This window comes from Streptomyces sp. NPDC002328 (genome assembly GCF_042890065.1).
Classification (GTDB): Bacteria; Actinomycetota; Actinomycetes; order Streptomycetales; family Streptomycetaceae; genus Streptomyces.
Map to the genome: position 1 here is coordinate 97,208 of NZ_JBIARQ010000013.1, position 14,427 is coordinate 111,634.

12 protein-coding genes are annotated in these 14,427 nt (G+C 71.6%); 6 read left to right on the forward strand and 6 right to left on the reverse strand.

Annotated elements, in window-relative coordinates; all coding sequences use genetic code 11:
- Positions 1–19: 19 nt before the first annotated feature.
- The 3 genes from ACFYX4_RS28315 to ACFYX4_RS28325 all read right to left on the reverse strand — a co-directional run bounded on the left by ACFYX4_RS28315 (position 20) and on the right by ACFYX4_RS28325 (position 3,334).
- Positions 20–2,035: an FtsX-like permease family protein gene (locus ACFYX4_RS28315; protein WP_389339197.1), complete on the reverse strand. Its 2,016-nt coding sequence runs from the start codon at positions 2,033–2,035 to the stop codon at positions 20–22.
- A gap of 226 nt (positions 2,036–2,261) precedes the next feature.
- A complete protein-coding gene (locus tag ACFYX4_RS28320; RefSeq protein WP_389339199.1) occupies positions 2,262–2,945 on the reverse strand; it encodes an ABC transporter ATP-binding protein in 684 nt (227 codons plus the stop codon).
- A gap of 20 nt (positions 2,946–2,965) precedes the next feature.
- Positions 2,966–3,334, reverse strand: coding sequence for a DUF4333 domain-containing protein (locus ACFYX4_RS28325; RefSeq protein WP_389339201.1), 369 nt, complete (start codon positions 3,332–3,334; stop codon positions 2,966–2,968).
- Between the two features lie 149 nt (positions 3,335–3,483).
- Between ACFYX4_RS28325 and ACFYX4_RS28330 the strand changes: the two genes are divergently transcribed.
- Positions 3,484–4,710, forward strand: coding sequence for a sensor histidine kinase (locus ACFYX4_RS28330; RefSeq protein ID WP_389339203.1), 1,227 nt, complete (start codon positions 3,484–3,486; stop codon positions 4,708–4,710).
- Between the two features lie 95 nt (positions 4,711–4,805).
- Here ACFYX4_RS28330 and ACFYX4_RS28335 read toward each other — a convergent pair whose 3' ends face one another.
- Entirely contained in the window at positions 4,806–5,615 is an 810-nt protein-coding gene (locus ACFYX4_RS28335; RefSeq protein WP_389339205.1) for a DUF427 domain-containing protein, read from the reverse strand.
- A gap of 360 nt (positions 5,616–5,975) precedes the next feature.
- Between ACFYX4_RS28335 and ACFYX4_RS28340 the strand changes: the two genes are divergently transcribed.
- From ACFYX4_RS28340 to ACFYX4_RS28350, 3 genes are all read left to right on the forward strand, one after another.
- Entirely contained in the window at positions 5,976–7,016 is a 1,041-nt protein-coding gene (locus ACFYX4_RS28340; RefSeq protein ID WP_389339207.1) for an ABC transporter substrate-binding protein, read from the forward strand.
- Positions 7,017–7,136: 120 nt separating this feature from the next.
- A complete protein-coding gene (locus ACFYX4_RS28345) occupies positions 7,137–8,141 on the forward strand; it encodes a FecCD family ABC transporter permease (RefSeq protein WP_389339209.1) in 1,005 nt (334 codons plus the stop codon).
- Positions 8,138–9,181 carry a FecCD family ABC transporter permease gene (locus tag ACFYX4_RS28350; protein ID WP_389339211.1) on the forward strand — a complete coding sequence of 348 codons (1,044 nt, stop codon included), beginning with the start codon at positions 8,138–8,140 and terminating at the stop codon, positions 9,179–9,181. Before ACFYX4_RS28345 ends, ACFYX4_RS28350 begins: the two co-directional genes overlap by 4 nt.
- A gap of 118 nt (positions 9,182–9,299) precedes the next feature.
- On the opposite strand, the gene ACFYX4_RS28355 is transcribed toward ACFYX4_RS28350, so the two are convergent.
- Complete coding sequence (locus ACFYX4_RS28355) at positions 9,300–10,115, reverse strand: hypothetical protein (protein WP_389339213.1); 816 nt, start codon at positions 10,113–10,115, stop codon at positions 9,300–9,302.
- Positions 10,116–10,389: 274 nt separating this feature from the next.
- Entirely contained in the window at positions 10,390–12,003 is a 1,614-nt protein-coding gene (locus ACFYX4_RS28360) for a glycosyltransferase family 2 protein (RefSeq protein ID WP_389339215.1), read from the reverse strand.
- Between the two features lie 352 nt (positions 12,004–12,355).
- Here ACFYX4_RS28360 and ACFYX4_RS28365 point away from each other — a divergent pair, with 352 nt between their 5' ends.
- Together ACFYX4_RS28365 and ACFYX4_RS28370 are read left to right on the forward strand one after the other, a co-directional pair.
- The gene (locus tag ACFYX4_RS28365) at positions 12,356–13,252 is read left to right on the forward strand and encodes an endonuclease/exonuclease/phosphatase family protein (protein WP_389339497.1); all 897 of its coding nucleotides are present in this window, start codon (positions 12,356–12,358) and stop codon (positions 13,250–13,252) included.
- Positions 13,253–13,302: 50 nt separating this feature from the next.
- Positions 13,303–14,361: a hypothetical protein gene (locus tag ACFYX4_RS28370; RefSeq protein WP_389339217.1), complete on the forward strand. Its 1,059-nt coding sequence runs from the start codon at positions 13,303–13,305 to the stop codon at positions 14,359–14,361.
- Positions 14,362–14,427 lie beyond the last annotated feature (66 nt).

Below are 14,427 nucleotides of genomic sequence, written 5' to 3' on the forward strand. Positions count from 1 at the left end.
GTCCGATCATGCCCCGTCATCAGTCCGCGCTCTGTGCGGGATCGGCCGTCACCCTCCGCAGCAGTGGCCGGCTGGCCCCTATGGCGGCGAACATCGCCAGCGCCCCGACGACCACGCACACCGCCAGCTCGATGGCTCCGGAGGCGTTGATCGTGGCGCCGGCCGCCTTGTTGAGCTGGTAGGAGCCGTACACACCCGTGGCGGTGGTGCCGCCGGCCAGGACGGTCAGCGGCAGGAACGCCTCGCGGGTCCTGGCCCGGTCGAGCACCTTCAGCGGTGTGCCCGCCAGCCGCAGCAGACCGTGCACCCGGCGTCGGTCGAGGACGTTCGCGGCGGCGGTGAGACCGGCGGATGCTGCCGCGACGACGAAGCTCAGGACCAGGGTGGCGGTGCTGACCTCGGCGATACGCCCGGTGATCGTACGGTCGTCGGCGGCCGCGTAGTCGGCGGAGTACGGCAGACGGCCGGAACCGAGCGGGGCGAGAGCGGTGACGGCGGTGTCGACGCGCTCCGGGCCGCCGGTGACACGGGCGATCACGCCGGGGCTGCCGCCCAGCAGATTGCCGTAGTCCTCCCCGCCGGCGTCGACAGTGACCGTCGCGGTGACGCCCGCACGGTGCAGCAGGGCGCGGGCCTCGGCGCCGGCGTGCCGGGCGTCGGCGGCGCTCGCGGTGATCACGGCGACCTGGCCGCGGTACTGCGCGTCGTCCGCGCCCAGCATGCTGACGGAGAAGAACCCGGCGGCGAACCCCGCCAGCACCAGCCCGCTGACCGTGCGCCAGGCGCCGCGCGGATCGTCACTGAGGCGGCGCGCGGCCAGCAGCGTGGCCGGGCGGCGGGCGAAGCGGCCCACGAGACGCCCCAGCCGGTCCACGACGAACGGGCCGAACAACCAGAACGCGCCGTAGAAGACAAGCAGCAGCACGACCAAGGTGCGGCTGGTGAGCCGGCCGCCGCTGCCGGTGGACTGCCAGATGTACCCGAGAGCCCCCACGAACACCACGAGCCGGATCAGACGGGTGCGCCGCGGCTCGGCCTGCTGGGCGACGCCCAGCGGCGCGGTCGCCACCTGCCGCAGCATCGACACCGCGCTGACGGCGATGAGAGCGGTGACCGCCGCCACGACCGCCGTCCACCACACCGGCCCCACCCACAGATCCGCGGTGTACCAGCCGCCGACGCCGTACGGGATCTCGGCCAGCGCGGGAAGCAGGACCGCGTACCCGAGCGCGCCCGCCAGCGCCCCGGCCGCGCCGACGGCCGCGGCCTCGACGGCGGTCATCGCGAGGATCTGCCGGGGCGTCGCGCCGGCCAGCCGCAACGCGGCGAGCCGCTGCTCGCGCCGGGCCGCGCCGAGCCGCCCGGCCGCCGCCGACAGCACCACCACGGGCATCGCCAGCAGGACCACGCCCAGCAGCGCCGTACCCATGTCCGAACCCGTGAACAGACTCGCCTTCCGGCCCGAGAACCCGGAGACCATGCCCCGCGACGCCTGCCCCTCGTCGAACCAGCTCGCGCCCTCCGCGGCGGACTGCGCCAGCGCGGGATCGGCCGGCGCCCGGCCCACCACGGCGACCAGTTCGTCGGGCGAGGCGAGACCGGCGGTGCCGATCGTGCCGTAGGACCTCGGTTTCGGAAGGCGGTCGGCGAGCTGACCCGCGGGCAACTCGTCGAGCATCGCCGCCAGCGCGGGCGACACATACACCTCGCCCTTCTTCGGGAAGGCGTCCAGACCCGGCGGGGCGGGGGTCGGCGGGCGGCCGGGCAACTGGGCCAACGAGACGACGGTGATGGGTTCATGGCGGATGTACGTCGTGGCGAGTGCCTGGACGGCGGTGCCGTGCCGGTCGGGGTAGGGCGTACGCCAGGCGGTGCGGTCGGATCGTGCGCCGGAGCCGAGACAGCCGGCGATCATCACCAGCAGCACGAACGCGCCGACCGCGGCGGCACCGGCCGCGAGCAGCTGACTCTGAAGCCCGCGCCGACCGGACGAGCGAGCCAGATGCCAGGTGAGGGGGAGGACGGGGGAGCGCATGGGGTTCTCCGTAGCGGGGCGTGGGTGTGGGCATGGGCGGGTGCGGGTGCGGGTGCGGGTGCGGATGCGGCGGGTGCGCGGATGGCCGCGGATGCGTGGGCGGTGTGGATACCGGCGGCGACTTCGGTGGGGGCGTCGGCGTCCGCGCGAGCGTTGCCGTCTGCGCGGGCGGGCGCAGGGACGTGTGCGTCGATGTCGTCGTCGGCGGCAGCGGCCGTGGTTCGGCTCAGGCGACCGTGTACTGGTGGTGGCCGCTGATCCGGCCGTCGCGGACCTGGACGACGCGTCCGCAGTGCGCGGCCACGTCCGCGTCGTGCGTGACCATCACCAGGGCGGCCCCCTGGTCCCGGGTGACGGACGTCAGCAGGCGTATGACCTCCGTGCTGGTGGTCTGGTCGAGGGCTCCGGTGGGCTCGTCGGCGAAGACCACGTCGGGCTCGACGACCAGGGCGCGGGCGATGGCGACTCGCTGCGCCTGGCCGCCTGACAGCTGACCGGGCCGACGCAACTCCAGGCCTTCCAGACCCAACGGCGCGAACCAGCGGCGGGCGTGCGCGACGGCCTCTCGCCGGGGGACGCCCTCCAGCATGAGGGGCAGGGCGATGTTCTCCTCGGCGGGCAGCTCCGGCAGCAGCTGGCCGAACTGGAAGACGAACCCGAAGCGTTTGCGGCGCAGCGCGCTGAGCCGGTTCTCGCCGAGTCTGTCGACGCGCTCGCCGCGCAGCAGCACCTGGCCGTCGTCCGGCCGGACGATCCCGGCGAGGACGTGCAGAAGGGTGGACTTGCCGGACCCGGACGGGCCCATGACGGCCAGCGAGTCGCGCTCGCCGACCTCGATGTCCACGCCGGCCAGAGCGGTGGTGGACCCGTACTTCTTCACCAGGCCGCGACCGGCCAGAACGGTGTGCATGACGTGTTGCCCCTGCCTTCTCAGCGCTCGAACTTCCAGGTGACGGAGTCGCCCGTGGCCTTGACCACGGTGACGGGTATGTCGACGCGCGCGCCGTCGCCCGTCTTGCCCACGCAGGTGAGAGTGGCCCCGGCGACGGCCTTCAGGCCGGTGGGGCAGGTGACGTCGGTGAGCTTGTCGCCGATCCAGGGCAGCGGGTGGAACTTGCTCTGGATACGGCCCGCGGCGATGTTCGCCGCCAGGGCCTTGTGACCGCCGACCGTCACCGTGCTGAGGCCGTCCAGCTCGGTGGTCGACTCGGTGCCGGACAGAAGGTGGGTGCCGAGGGCGCCGACGGCGACGATGGCCGCCACACCGCCGACGACGCCGACGAGGAACTTACGCTGCATCGTGTACTCCTGGGGGGATCGGGGGAAGCGTCTCCAGACTCGCCCGCGGACGGCTGCGCCCGCCTCGGCCGTCCGGCCAGGATGTGAGAGCCAGGGGTCGGCCGTTCGGCCGATCCGGTGCCGCGAGGCCCTCGCCTACCGTGATCGGCATGACTTCTGTTTCGGCCCGCGGTCGCGGCTGTGCACGGGGCTTCGCCGTCGGACTCCTGCTCGCGGCCTGCGTGCTCGACGTGTTGTACGCGGGCAGCGACGGCCTCGTCTGGCCCACGGCAGCGGTCCTGCTCCTCGGTCTGACCGCCGTCCTGTGGCCCGCCGGACACCGGCCGCCGTGGCTCACCCCGCAGTCGCGCACCGCGGTGCCGGCCCTGGCCTCCCTCGCCCTCACGGCCGGCGCCCTGATGTCCGGGGCGACGACCACCTTCGGGCCGGGCGAGGCGACGATCCTGCTGTGCCTGCTGTTCGTCGCCGTACGGCACTGCCCGCAGCGCTGGGCCCTGGCGTGCGGAGCGCTGGACACGGCCGCCCTGCTCGGCTTGCCCGTGCGCTACTTCGGGCCGTCTCAGGCCGACACCCTGTCCTTCATGGCCCTGGGCCTCCTCCTGACCGGCCTCATCGCGGGGCTCGCGGGCTACCTGCGCTCCCTCGACTACCGCCGGACCGTCGCCGTCGGCGAGACCCGCCGCAGCGAGCGGCTGGCGATCGCCGCCGACCTGCACGACTTCGTCGCCCACCACGTCACCGGGATCCTCGTGCAGACGCAGGTCGCCCGCATGATGGCGGCCACACGCCCCGAGGACCTCGACCCCGTCCTGGCCGGCATCGAACGCGCGGCCACGGAGGCGCTGGCGTCGATGCGCCGCACGGTCGGCGTGCTGCGCGACACCGGCCCCGACGCCGGCGACCGCCGCCCCGTCGGAGACCTGGCCGCACTCACCGACCTCGTCGAGACCTTCACCGCCTCAGCCGCACAGAAGGTCGCCCTCCACCGCGATGCCGGCCTCTCCGACGAGGTGCCGCACGAGACGCAGGCCGCGGCCTTCCGCGTCGTACAGGAAGCCCTCACCAACGTCAGACGGCACGCGGGCGACGCCACGCATGTCACCGTCGCCGTGCGGCGCGAGAGCGACGACTTTCGGAGAGCCGACCAGCCCGGGGAGCGCGAGCCCGGCGACCGGCTGGCGGTGTCCGTCTCTGACGACGGCCGCGGCGGCAGCCCGCTCCCCGACGCCGCGCACGGCGGCGGCTTCGGCCTCGTCGGCCTGACCGAACGCGTCACCGCCCTCGGCGGCACCCTCCACGCGGGGCCAAGACTCGACGGCGGCTGGGAGGTCCGGGCGGTGCTGCCGTCGGGCGGGAAGGGACAGCGGGGTGGGTGAGCGCGTCACCGGCGAATGCGCTCAGGTCAGGGTCAGGGTCGGGGGCCAGGGGGCTGCCGTCACCACGTGCGCAGTCGCGTCGCAGTCGCCGTCGCTCAGGAGCGCGTGCTGTGACGGCCGGTCGGTGCCGTCGGGACCGGCTCGGCGGGCCGGGGCAGGAGCGTGCCGTCGACGCGCAGGTCGACGCGCTCGTTGTAGAACGCGATCAGGCCGGCGACCGAGCCGACCGCCGGCGTCGGGAAGTCGTACGCCCAGGCGATGTCCTCATGGGTGAGGACATCGCTCTCGAACGACCAGTAACCGCTCGTCGTCCCCTTGTAGGGGCACCGGGTCACCGTGTCCGAAGCCCGCAGGCGGGCCCAGTCGATGTGCGTGCGGTCGAGGTAGTAGCGGGTCGGCAGACCGGTCTCGAACAGCTTCACGCAGTGCGGCGCGTCCGCCAGGACGACCCCGTCCAGCTCCACGCGGACGGTGCTGGAGGAGCGCAGCGCGTCCACGCGGGAGTAAGGGCTGCGAGGGTGCACGAACACCTGCTCGTCCTCCTCGAACCAGGCGTCCAGCGCGTTCCACCGGAAGCGGGCGGTGCCGCGCAAGGCCTCCGGTGCGCCGTCGTCCCAGAGCCAGGCCGCGCCCTCGCAGACCTCGTCCCCCAGACGCAGCGAGTGGCGTCGCGCGGGCCCGGGGCCCAGGTGGTCGACGTGGTCGTCGTCGGTCAGCTCACCCTCGACGACGTCCTCGACCGGGATGCTGAACTGGGGATAGGGAGGCCACTCCCACACATACAGCGCACGCCTGGTGTCGAAGACGACGCGGCCACCGATCAGCCCCCGGACGCGCCGCGGCACCGGCTCGACATGGCCGACCGGGACGATCAGGCTCGGGTGCTGCACGCTCTCGTCCGCCATCGCTGGTCCGTCCCCTCGGTTGACTCGCTCCACGCGCACCCCGGCACACTGACGACGGGGCTGACACCTTTTCATACGAAATGCTACAGATCGGACGCCCGGACACGACGCCCGGACACCGCCGCTACGACGCTTGCGCCGCACGACGACGCAATCCGACTGCCCCCACCGACTGCCCCCGATCCGCCCTTCGGCAGCGCGCAGATCCGGCCTTCGCCCGCACGCAGAACCGGCTCCCGCGCGGCGCTCACAGCCGGGTGACAGGCGGCACACACCCTCGCTCCGCAGCGCCGAAGCCGGACGGATAAGGTGAGCCTGGCCTTACGGGCCGATGATCTGCTTGCACTAAGGAGCTCCACCATGTTCCACCGGCGTCGCGGCCCGGCCGCCGTCGTTCTCGCTCTCGCCGCCGCCCTGTCGCTCGCGGCCTGCGGCGGTTCCTCCGACGGTGCGGACAAGGGGTCCTCGGCCGCGGCGGGTGACAAGAAGGCCGTGGCGCAGGGCGGCGGCGAATTCGCCTCCGCCGCGCAGAAGACCGCCGCCATGGGGACCGACGCCAAGCCGGGGCAGTGGCCGCGCACGGTCGACCACGCGATGGGCAAGACCGTCATCGAGTCCCAGCCCAAGCGCGTCGTCGTCCTCGATGTCGGCGAGCTTGACAACGTTGTTTCCCTGGGGATCAAGCCCGTCGGACTCGCGCCCACCGAGGGATCCCCCGAGCTGCCGTCGTACCTGAAGAAGGACGCCGGCACGCCGCAGAACATCGGCACCATCAACAACCTCAACCTCGAGGCCATCGCCGGTCTGAAGCCGGACCTCATCCTCGGCAGCCAGCTGCGTGCCGCGGACAAGTACGACGAGCTGTCCCAGATCGCGCCCACCGTCTTCTCGATCCGGCCGGGCTTCACCTGGAAGGAGAACTACCTCCTCAACGCCGCGGCCCTCGACAAGACCGCCGAGGCCAAGGCGAAGCTCGCCGCGTACGACACCAAGGTCAAGGCCCTCGACGCCAAGCTGGGCGCGACCAAGCCCACCGTGTCCATGGTCCGTTACCTCCCCGACGGCGTCATCCGCCTGTACGCCAACGCGTCGTTCATCGGCACCGTCCTGAAGGACGCCGGCATCCCCCGGCCCGCGAACCAGGACGTCGCCGACCTCGCCACCGAGGTCAGCGCCGAGAACATCGACCAGGCCGACGCCGACTACATCTTCACCGGCGTCTACGGCGACCCGAAGGCCACCGACAAGTCCCGCGCCCAGGGCAACCCCCTGTGGAAGAACCTGAAGGCGGTCAAGGCCGGGCACGCCTACGACGTCCCGGACGAGACCTGGTACCTCGGACTCGGGGTCACCGCCGCCGACCAGGTCCTCGCGGACCTCGAACAGCGTCTGACGAAGTAACGAGCAACGAGGCGACCGAGCGCTTCACACACGCCGAGCGCCTCACACATACCGAGCGCCTCACACATACCGAGCGCCTCCCACACACCGAACGCCCCCACGCACGCACAGAGGACCGCCATGCCCCGCCCCACCCGACGCCGCATCGTCTGGCTGGTCACGGGCACCCTCCTCCTGCTCCTGTCCGTGCTCCTCAGCCTCGCCCTCGGCAGCCGCCAGATCGCTCCGACAGAGGTCGTCGACGCCCTGCTGCACGGCGGCTCCGGCGACAACGCCCAGGTCGTACGGGTCCTACGGGTGCCCCGTACCGTCGTCGGCCTGCTCGTCGGCGTGGCCCTCGCGGTCGCCGGGGCGGTGATGCAGGGCGTCACCCGCAACCCGATCGCCGACCCCGGGGTCCTGGGCGTGAGCCAGGGGGCCTCGCTCGGTGTCGTCTGCGCGATCGCGTTCCTGGGAGTGCACACCCTCAGCGGCTACGTCTGGTTCGCTTTCGTCGGGGCCGGACTCGCCGCCGTGGCCGCCTACGCCGTGGCCAGCGGCGGGCGCGGCGGCGCGTCGCCGGTCAAACTCGCCCTCGCCGGGGCCGCGATGAACGCGTTCCTCGCTTCCCTCGTCGCCGGCATCGTCACGACCGACGCCGAGGCGCTCGACGAGTTCCGCTTCTGGGACGTCGGCTCGATCGGCGGCCGTGACACGGAGGTCGTGGCACAGACCTGGCCGTTCGTCGCCGCCGGGCTGCTGTTGGCGGCGACGCTGGCCCGCGGCCTGGACGCGCTGGCGCTCGGCGACGACGCGGCGAGGAGCCTCGGCCATCACGTCGTACGGCTGCGGATGCTGGGCGCGCTGGCCGCGACCGTTCTCACCGGCGCCGCGGTCGCCGCCGCCGGCCCCATCGCCTTCGTCGGGCTCGCCGTCCCGCACATGGCGCGGGCTCTGGTGGGTGCCGCGCACCGCTGGGTATTGCCCCTGTCCGCCCTGCTGGGGCCCACCGTCATCCTCGTCTCGGACGTGCTCGGCCGCGTCGTCTTCCCGCCCTCGGAGGTGCCGGTGGCCGTGATGACGGCCCTGCTGGGTGTGCCGTTCCTGGTGGCGCTGGTGCGCCGAAGGGCGACGGTGACGGCATGACCCGCCCCTCCGGCTACGCAGTCGTCCGCGTAGGAGGCGGCAGCTTCCTGCTGCACCGCCGGGCGTCCGCGGTGGCCGTCCTCCTGGCCACCGCCCTGGCGGCGGCCGTGGTCGTGTCCCTCTGCGTCGGCGAAACCTTCGTCTCCCCGACCGAGGTGGTACGGGTCCTCCTGGGGCAGCCCAGCCCCGACGAACTGGTCGTCGGCACCCTGCGGCTGCCGCGACTGGTCACCGGTCTGCTCGTCGGCGCGGCGTTCGGCGTGTCCGGCGCGCTGATCCAGACCGTCGCGCGCAATTCCCTGGCCAGTCCCGACGTCATCGGCGTCACCCACGGCGCGGGCGCGGCCACCGTGACGGCGATGACGTTCGGCGTCACGTCGTACGCGGTGCTGCCGTACGTCTCGGTCGCCGGCGGGCTCGGCGCCGCGGCGCTCGTCTACGTCTTCGCCTGGCGGCACGGCCTCCAGGCCACGCGGTTCGTCCTCATCGGCATCGGCGTGTCCATCGCGCTCGGTTCGGTGACCCGGCTGTTCCTGACCAAGGGCGACTATCTGGTGGCCCAGCAGGCCAAGGTGTGGCTCACCGGCTCGCTCAACGGGCGCGGGCACGACGCCTCCGCCCCGCTCGCGCTGACCCTGCTCGTCCTGCTGCCCGCACTGCTGTGGGCGGCCCACGCCCAGCGGATCGTCGCCCTGGACGACGACAGGGCGACCGCGCTGGGCGTGCGACTGGGCCCGGTCCGGCTGGGGCTCACCGCGATCGGCGTGGTGCTGGCGTCCGTGGCGACGGGAGCCGCGGGCCCGGTCGACTTCGTCGCCCTCCTGGCACCGCAGATCGCCCGCCGTCTCACGCGCACGCCGCAGATCCCGCTCGTGTGCTCCGCCCTGTCGGGCGCCCTGATCGTGGTGATCGCGGACTTGGCGGCCCGCCGTCTGTTCTCCCCGCTGGAACTGCCCGTCGGGGTGCTGACGGCGGCGATCGGCGCACCGTACCTCATGTGGCTCATCGCCCGGACCCGCTCACGAGGCACCACCGGCTGACCGACCCCACCACGACCGAGGCGACCGCCGGACGACCGCAGGACGACCGCCTACGACGACGCCGAGCACTGGGCGATGAGTCGCGGCTCCCGCACGCGTCGGCTGAGTCGCGCCTCGCTCACGCGTCGACGGCGACGGGCTGAGCCCCCTCGCTCTTCGACGACGCGGAGGTCCCGGGCGCGTCGGCGACGGTGTAGAACACGGACGTGCCCTGCTTGGAGCGCTGTGCCTGGTTCTTGGCGACGAGCCCTTCGAGGGTCGTACGGATCACCGTCGTCTTGACGTTGCGCTCCGGGTGCGCCTGGCCGAGGGCGGTGGTGACCTCCGCCGCCGAGCGCGGCTCGCTCTGCTCGCCGAGGTGCCGGCGGACCAGGTCGACCAGTGTGGGCTGCGCGGCCTTGGGGGCTTCGGTCTTGGAGACTGCGGCCTTGTCAGCGGGCTTCTCGCCGGAAACCGTCTTCTTGGCCGTGGCGGCACGGGACTTGGACACGGACTTGGTCGCGGACTTGTCAGCCGCGGGGCGCTTGCCGACGGCGGACTTGGTCGCCTTGTCGGCCTTGGTGGCCTTGCCAGTTGTGGCGGACTCGGCGTCCTTGGCGTCCTTGGCGTCCTTGGCGCTCGTGGCACTTGTGGTGCTCGTGGCACTCGCGGCGCTCTTGGACGTCTTGGCGGCGGCAGCCCTCTTGCGAGGAGCGGGAACCGTGGCGGACTCGTCGGACGTCTCCGTCCTGTCCGCGGGAGCGGGCGCCGCGTGGATGGCCTGCTTGATGCTGAGGAGCACCGCGTGGTCGCGCTGGAGTGCCGCCAACTGCTCGTTGAGGGCGGCGACTTCGTCGGCGATACGCTCCTGCTCCTTCGCGTTGCGTTCGAGGTCGGCGGTCACCTGAGCGGTGTACTGCGAGGACAGTTCGGTGATGGACGTGTTCTCGGACATGAGGCACACAACCCTTTCCGGTTCGGGGCTGGACGAAAGGAGACTGCCGCACATGTGTGTCCTCCCGGCTGACGCCGGCGGCAGTGATGGTCGACGCACGGAACCTTGCCGTAGAGATAGTACGGACAACCGGAGTGAATGGTTCGCCCCGGTCGCGCCCCTGTTCGGCCCCTGTCGACACATCCGAACGCAATCCCGGACGCGGCCGTCGCGTCCGGAACTCGCCTGAAGGAGGAGATCACACGTTGCGGCACCCCCAAGTGCCCTGCGCCCGCTACCAGTTGATGCGTGCGCGAACCGCCCGTGCCGCTTTCCAGCCGAAGCTGAACGCATAGGCGGAGACCGCCGACGGCGCAGGCTTCAGCCGAAGAAGAAGTTCCCCGTCGCGCGGCCCGAGACGAGCCGTGTGCAGTCGCTTCTCGACGCCGGAGAGGGAGAGGGCGTGTTCGTCGGCGCGGCGGCTGACCTTGCCGCCGAGGGCCGTTCCGAGGTTGCCGCGTGCCGTCAGCCCGTGGGCGGTGCAGCGCAGCGAGAGGTGCCAGTCACCTTTGGGCAGGGGGCCGCCGTCGACGGTGGCGAGGTCGATCCGGGCCCGGAAGCAGGCCCGCCCGTAGTCGTAGGTCTCCTTGCCGCGGGCGACCGTCATATGGGGGGAGGGCACCTGCTCGGCGGGGACGACGATCTCCTTCCCGCTGCGTGCGTGGCGCAGGACGACTTCGGTCCTGAGGTCGTCCGTGTCGACCTGATCGACGTAGGCGTAGCCGACGAGTTCGAGGACGGTGCCGTGCCAGGCGACATGGTCGACCCGGCGGCGCGGGCTGACGGAGAGCGCGGCGGAGGTGATGTCGCAGAGCTGCTCGTACAGTGGTGAGTCGGCGGACGGAAAAGGCGGCGACGCGTACAGCCTGCCGTTTCTGGCGACCGCCTTGCCGGGGCGGCCGGCGAGATCCCACTCCACGACCGACGTGAGTTCGTCGGTGAGTCCTTCGCGCAGACAGTGGCTGATCAGCTTCTCGTGGGCCGACATCCCGGCCATGATGGCGGGGGTGATCCATTGCTCGGCGTAGGGGCGGGCCAGCTCCGCCAACTCTTTTCGGGTGGCGGGATCCGCGTCGAGGAAGCCTCTGTCGAAGCGGCGTAACATCTCGACTCTGACATGACGCCCGATCAGATGGTCGCGCAACGGCCCGGGCTCTGTCAGCCCGGTCACCAACTCCACCATTTCGGCGGCCTGTTCGAGCGTGGTGCGGAAGTCCAGACCGTTCGCGGTGATGTTCCCGTCGTCTCCCCGCCTGACGACGTAGTAACAGTCGTAGTCGCCGACGATCGATATGACCTCGCTGTGCAGGTAGGCACGGGCGACGAAGTGCTGGTCCTCGCTGATGCGCATGTGCTCCGGGAAGCGCAGCCCGTGTTTCTCCAGCATGTCGCGCCGGAACAGCTTGAAGGGCATGAGGGTGTAGTACACGTCGCCCTTGGACAGGTCGGCCTTGTCGACCGTCTTGGCGAACACCTGCTTGGGTACACGTCTGCCGACGCCGATCAGCTTCGCCAGGACGGTGTCCGAGCCGTTCTTCTCGGCCAGCGCCACCAGCCGTTCCAGCGCCTCGGGCCCCAGAGCGTCGTCCGCGTCGACGAAGAAGACGTAGGTGCCGGTCGCGTGGTCCAGGCCGACGTTGCGCGGCCGGCTCGGACCGCCCGACGCCTCTTGGTGGATGACCGTCATCTGCTTGCCCTCGGCCCAGGCGTCGAGGAAGGCGCCGCTGTCGTCCGTGCTGCCGTCGTCGACGGCGATGATTTCAAGTGCCTCCGGGCCGATGGACTGCTGGGCGATGGAGGCGAGCGTGCGCTCCAGGTAGGGCATCGCGTTGTGGACCGGAATGATCACAGAAACCTTGGGTCTGTGTGAGCTGTTCACCGAGTGGTTCCCCCCCAGTTCGGTTCGCTTGGAAAGCGGTTCACCAAGTGAAGAGCCGGTGGAGCCGAGTTGGGTTGCTCGTACAGTGCCGCGGAATTCACACGGATCGCTCAGGATCGATCACACCGCAGATCGCGTCTAGGAGGTGAGCGACAACGGGACGGGAGAGCCATCGGTGAAGTGGGCGGACGGGGAGAGCGGCTTGGCGTGGAAGATGAAGGGTGCGGCGCTTCAATGGTGGGCCGGGTGGGGTTCCGAGGCCGGGGGAGCGAGGGGCGGGGCGTCGACCTGGACACGGGGGCGGGTGCTCGCCGCGACGGCGATGCTGACGGCCGGGTTGCTGGCGTTCCCTCACGCGGTTCCCAACACCCCGCTGAGACTGGGAAGTTCGCTGGAGCCCTTCCTCCCCTGGTCGGGCCTTGCCGTCCTGGTCCTGCTCGTCCTGGCACTTCTGCGCCGGTCGGCCCTCGCGCTGATCGCCCTGCTCCTGCCGACAGCGGCCTGGGCGTACGCGTTCGGCGGCCTGTTGTTGCCCGAGCCGAAGCCCGGCCGGCACACACTGGTCGTGGTGCAGCACAACGCCAGTGACGAGAACACCGATCCGGCCGGCACGGCCCGCGCCCTCGCCGCCGCGGGGCCCGACCTCATCGCGCTGGAGGAGCTGGTGCCGGCGACATTGCCGGCCTTCGAGGAGACGCTCGCGTCGGACTACCCGCACCACGTCGTCCGGGGCACCGTCGGCCTCTGGTCCAGGCATCCCCTCACCGACACCCGACCGTTGGACATCAAGCCCACCGGGATCACGGAGAGTTGGAACCGCGGACTGCGAACCGTCGTCCACACGCCGGACGGCGAGATCGCGGCGTACGTCGCACACCTGCCGTCGGTCCGGTTCCGGGCGACCGGGCTCGCGTCGTCCTGGCGCGACGAGAGCGCCGTCCTGCTGGGCAAGGCCCTCGCCGCGGAGAAGCTCGACCCCGTGATCCTCATGGGCGACCTCAACGGCACCGTCGACGACCGTGGACTGGCACCGCTCACCTCCCGCCTGAACACGGCGGAGCGGGGATTCGCCTTCAGCTTCCCCGCCGCCTTCCCCGTGGCCCGCATCGACCAGGTCATGGCCCGCTCGGCGACGGTCGACCACATCAGCACCCTGCCCTCCACGGCCAGCGACCATCTGCCGGTCACCGCCAGGATCACCCTGGCCATGGCATCCTGACGGCAGTGGCGACCGATCGCCGCGATCAGCCGGTCGCTAGGGTCGTTCCCATGACGAGGACGACACCGTCGCGCCCGCTCGACGTCGAGGCGCTCTTCCCGGAACTCGCCGCGCACCGCGGCACGACGACCCGGCTCCACCCACGACCGGGGGCCCCGGACGTGTCGGCGAGTTCCGTGGGCGGCCCCATGCTGTGGCCGGCGGACGAACCATGGCCCCTGTGCCCGGAGGCCCATGGCAGGGGCCGAGGTCGGCGTCCCGCCGACATCCACCGGGAACGCCAAGTCCTGGACTCGGCATGGGCCCGTGAACCGTTCACCGGGCTCACGGACGAGGAACGGCGACTCGTGGACGAGTTGGGCCGCACACATCGCACACCGGGGGCGTCGGAGACGGACCCGCTGCCGCTCATCGGCCTCGCGCAGCTGTACCGGCGAGACATCCCCGACCTGCCGGCGGGACCGGACGGCTGCGACCTGCTCCAGGTGTTCTGGTGCCCCTTCCAGGCACATGGGCCGGGAAGGTACGAGCCGTTGCTGCACCTGCGGTGGCGCAGGTCGGCGGAGGTGGGCGAACTGCTCGACCCGCCCCCGCTGCCGCTGCTCGTAGGACAGGAAGGCTATGTGCCCGAGCCTTGTGTCCTGCACCCTGAGCAGGTGGCCACCTATCCCTTCGCGGGCGTCCTCCCCGAAGACCTGTGCGCCCGGATCGACGCCTGGGAGGAGGACATGGAAGAAGTGGAGGAAGAGGAGGAGGGCTCCGACGAGTGCGAGTGGTGTGGTGAGCCGAAGCAGACCGAACCGCCCCTCTACCAGTACGACTTGTCGATCCCGCCCGGCTGGCGCGTCGGCGGCTTCGCCTCATGGCATGCCACCGACCCCTACCCGATGAACTGCCGGACCTGCGCGACGCCGATGGAACTCCTGCTGACCATCGACAGCTCCGAGTGGGACGGTGGCAGCGGCAGTTGGAAACCGATCGAGGAACGGCACCTCGCTCCACACCCGTTCGCCACACCCACCAAGGTCACCGTGGGCCGTACCGGTGAACTCAATGTCTTCGTCTGCACCACCGACCCTGAGCACGAGCACCGTTGGAGCATTCAGTAGGGCGGGCTGCCCCGACGACGACGACGACGACGACGGCGACGGCGACGGCGGCCGGGACCGCGACGG

Bases quoted from the DNA above. Each gene is read 5' to 3' on its own strand.
- ACFYX4_RS28315 (WP_389339197.1), bottom strand. From the start codon at position 2,035: ATGCGCTCCCCCGTCCTCCCCCTCACCTGGCATCTGGCTCGCTCGTCC.
- ACFYX4_RS28320 (WP_389339199.1), bottom strand. From the start codon at position 2,945: ATGCACACCGTTCTGGCCGGTCGCGGCCTGGTGAAGAAGTACGGGTCC.
- ACFYX4_RS28325 (WP_389339201.1), bottom strand. From the start codon at position 3,334: ATGCAGCGTAAGTTCCTCGTCGGCGTCGTCGGCGGTGTGGCGGCCATC.
- ACFYX4_RS28330 (WP_389339203.1), top strand. From the start codon at position 3,484: ATGACTTCTGTTTCGGCCCGCGGTCGCGGCTGTGCACGGGGCTTCGCC.
- ACFYX4_RS28335 (WP_389339205.1), bottom strand. From the start codon at position 5,615: ATGGCGGACGAGAGCGTGCAGCACCCGAGCCTGATCGTCCCGGTCGGC.
- ACFYX4_RS28340 (WP_389339207.1), top strand. From the start codon at position 5,976: ATGTTCCACCGGCGTCGCGGCCCGGCCGCCGTCGTTCTCGCTCTCGCC.
- ACFYX4_RS28345 (WP_389339209.1), top strand. From the start codon at position 7,137: ATGCCCCGCCCCACCCGACGCCGCATCGTCTGGCTGGTCACGGGCACC.
- ACFYX4_RS28350 (WP_389339211.1), top strand. From the start codon at position 8,138: ATGACCCGCCCCTCCGGCTACGCAGTCGTCCGCGTAGGAGGCGGCAGC.
- ACFYX4_RS28355 (WP_389339213.1), bottom strand. From the start codon at position 10,115: ATGTCCGAGAACACGTCCATCACCGAACTGTCCTCGCAGTACACCGCT.
- ACFYX4_RS28365 (WP_389339497.1), top strand. From the start codon at position 12,356: ATGCTGACGGCCGGGTTGCTGGCGTTCCCTCACGCGGTTCCCAACACC.
- ACFYX4_RS28370 (WP_389339217.1), top strand. From the start codon at position 13,303: ATGACGAGGACGACACCGTCGCGCCCGCTCGACGTCGAGGCGCTCTTC.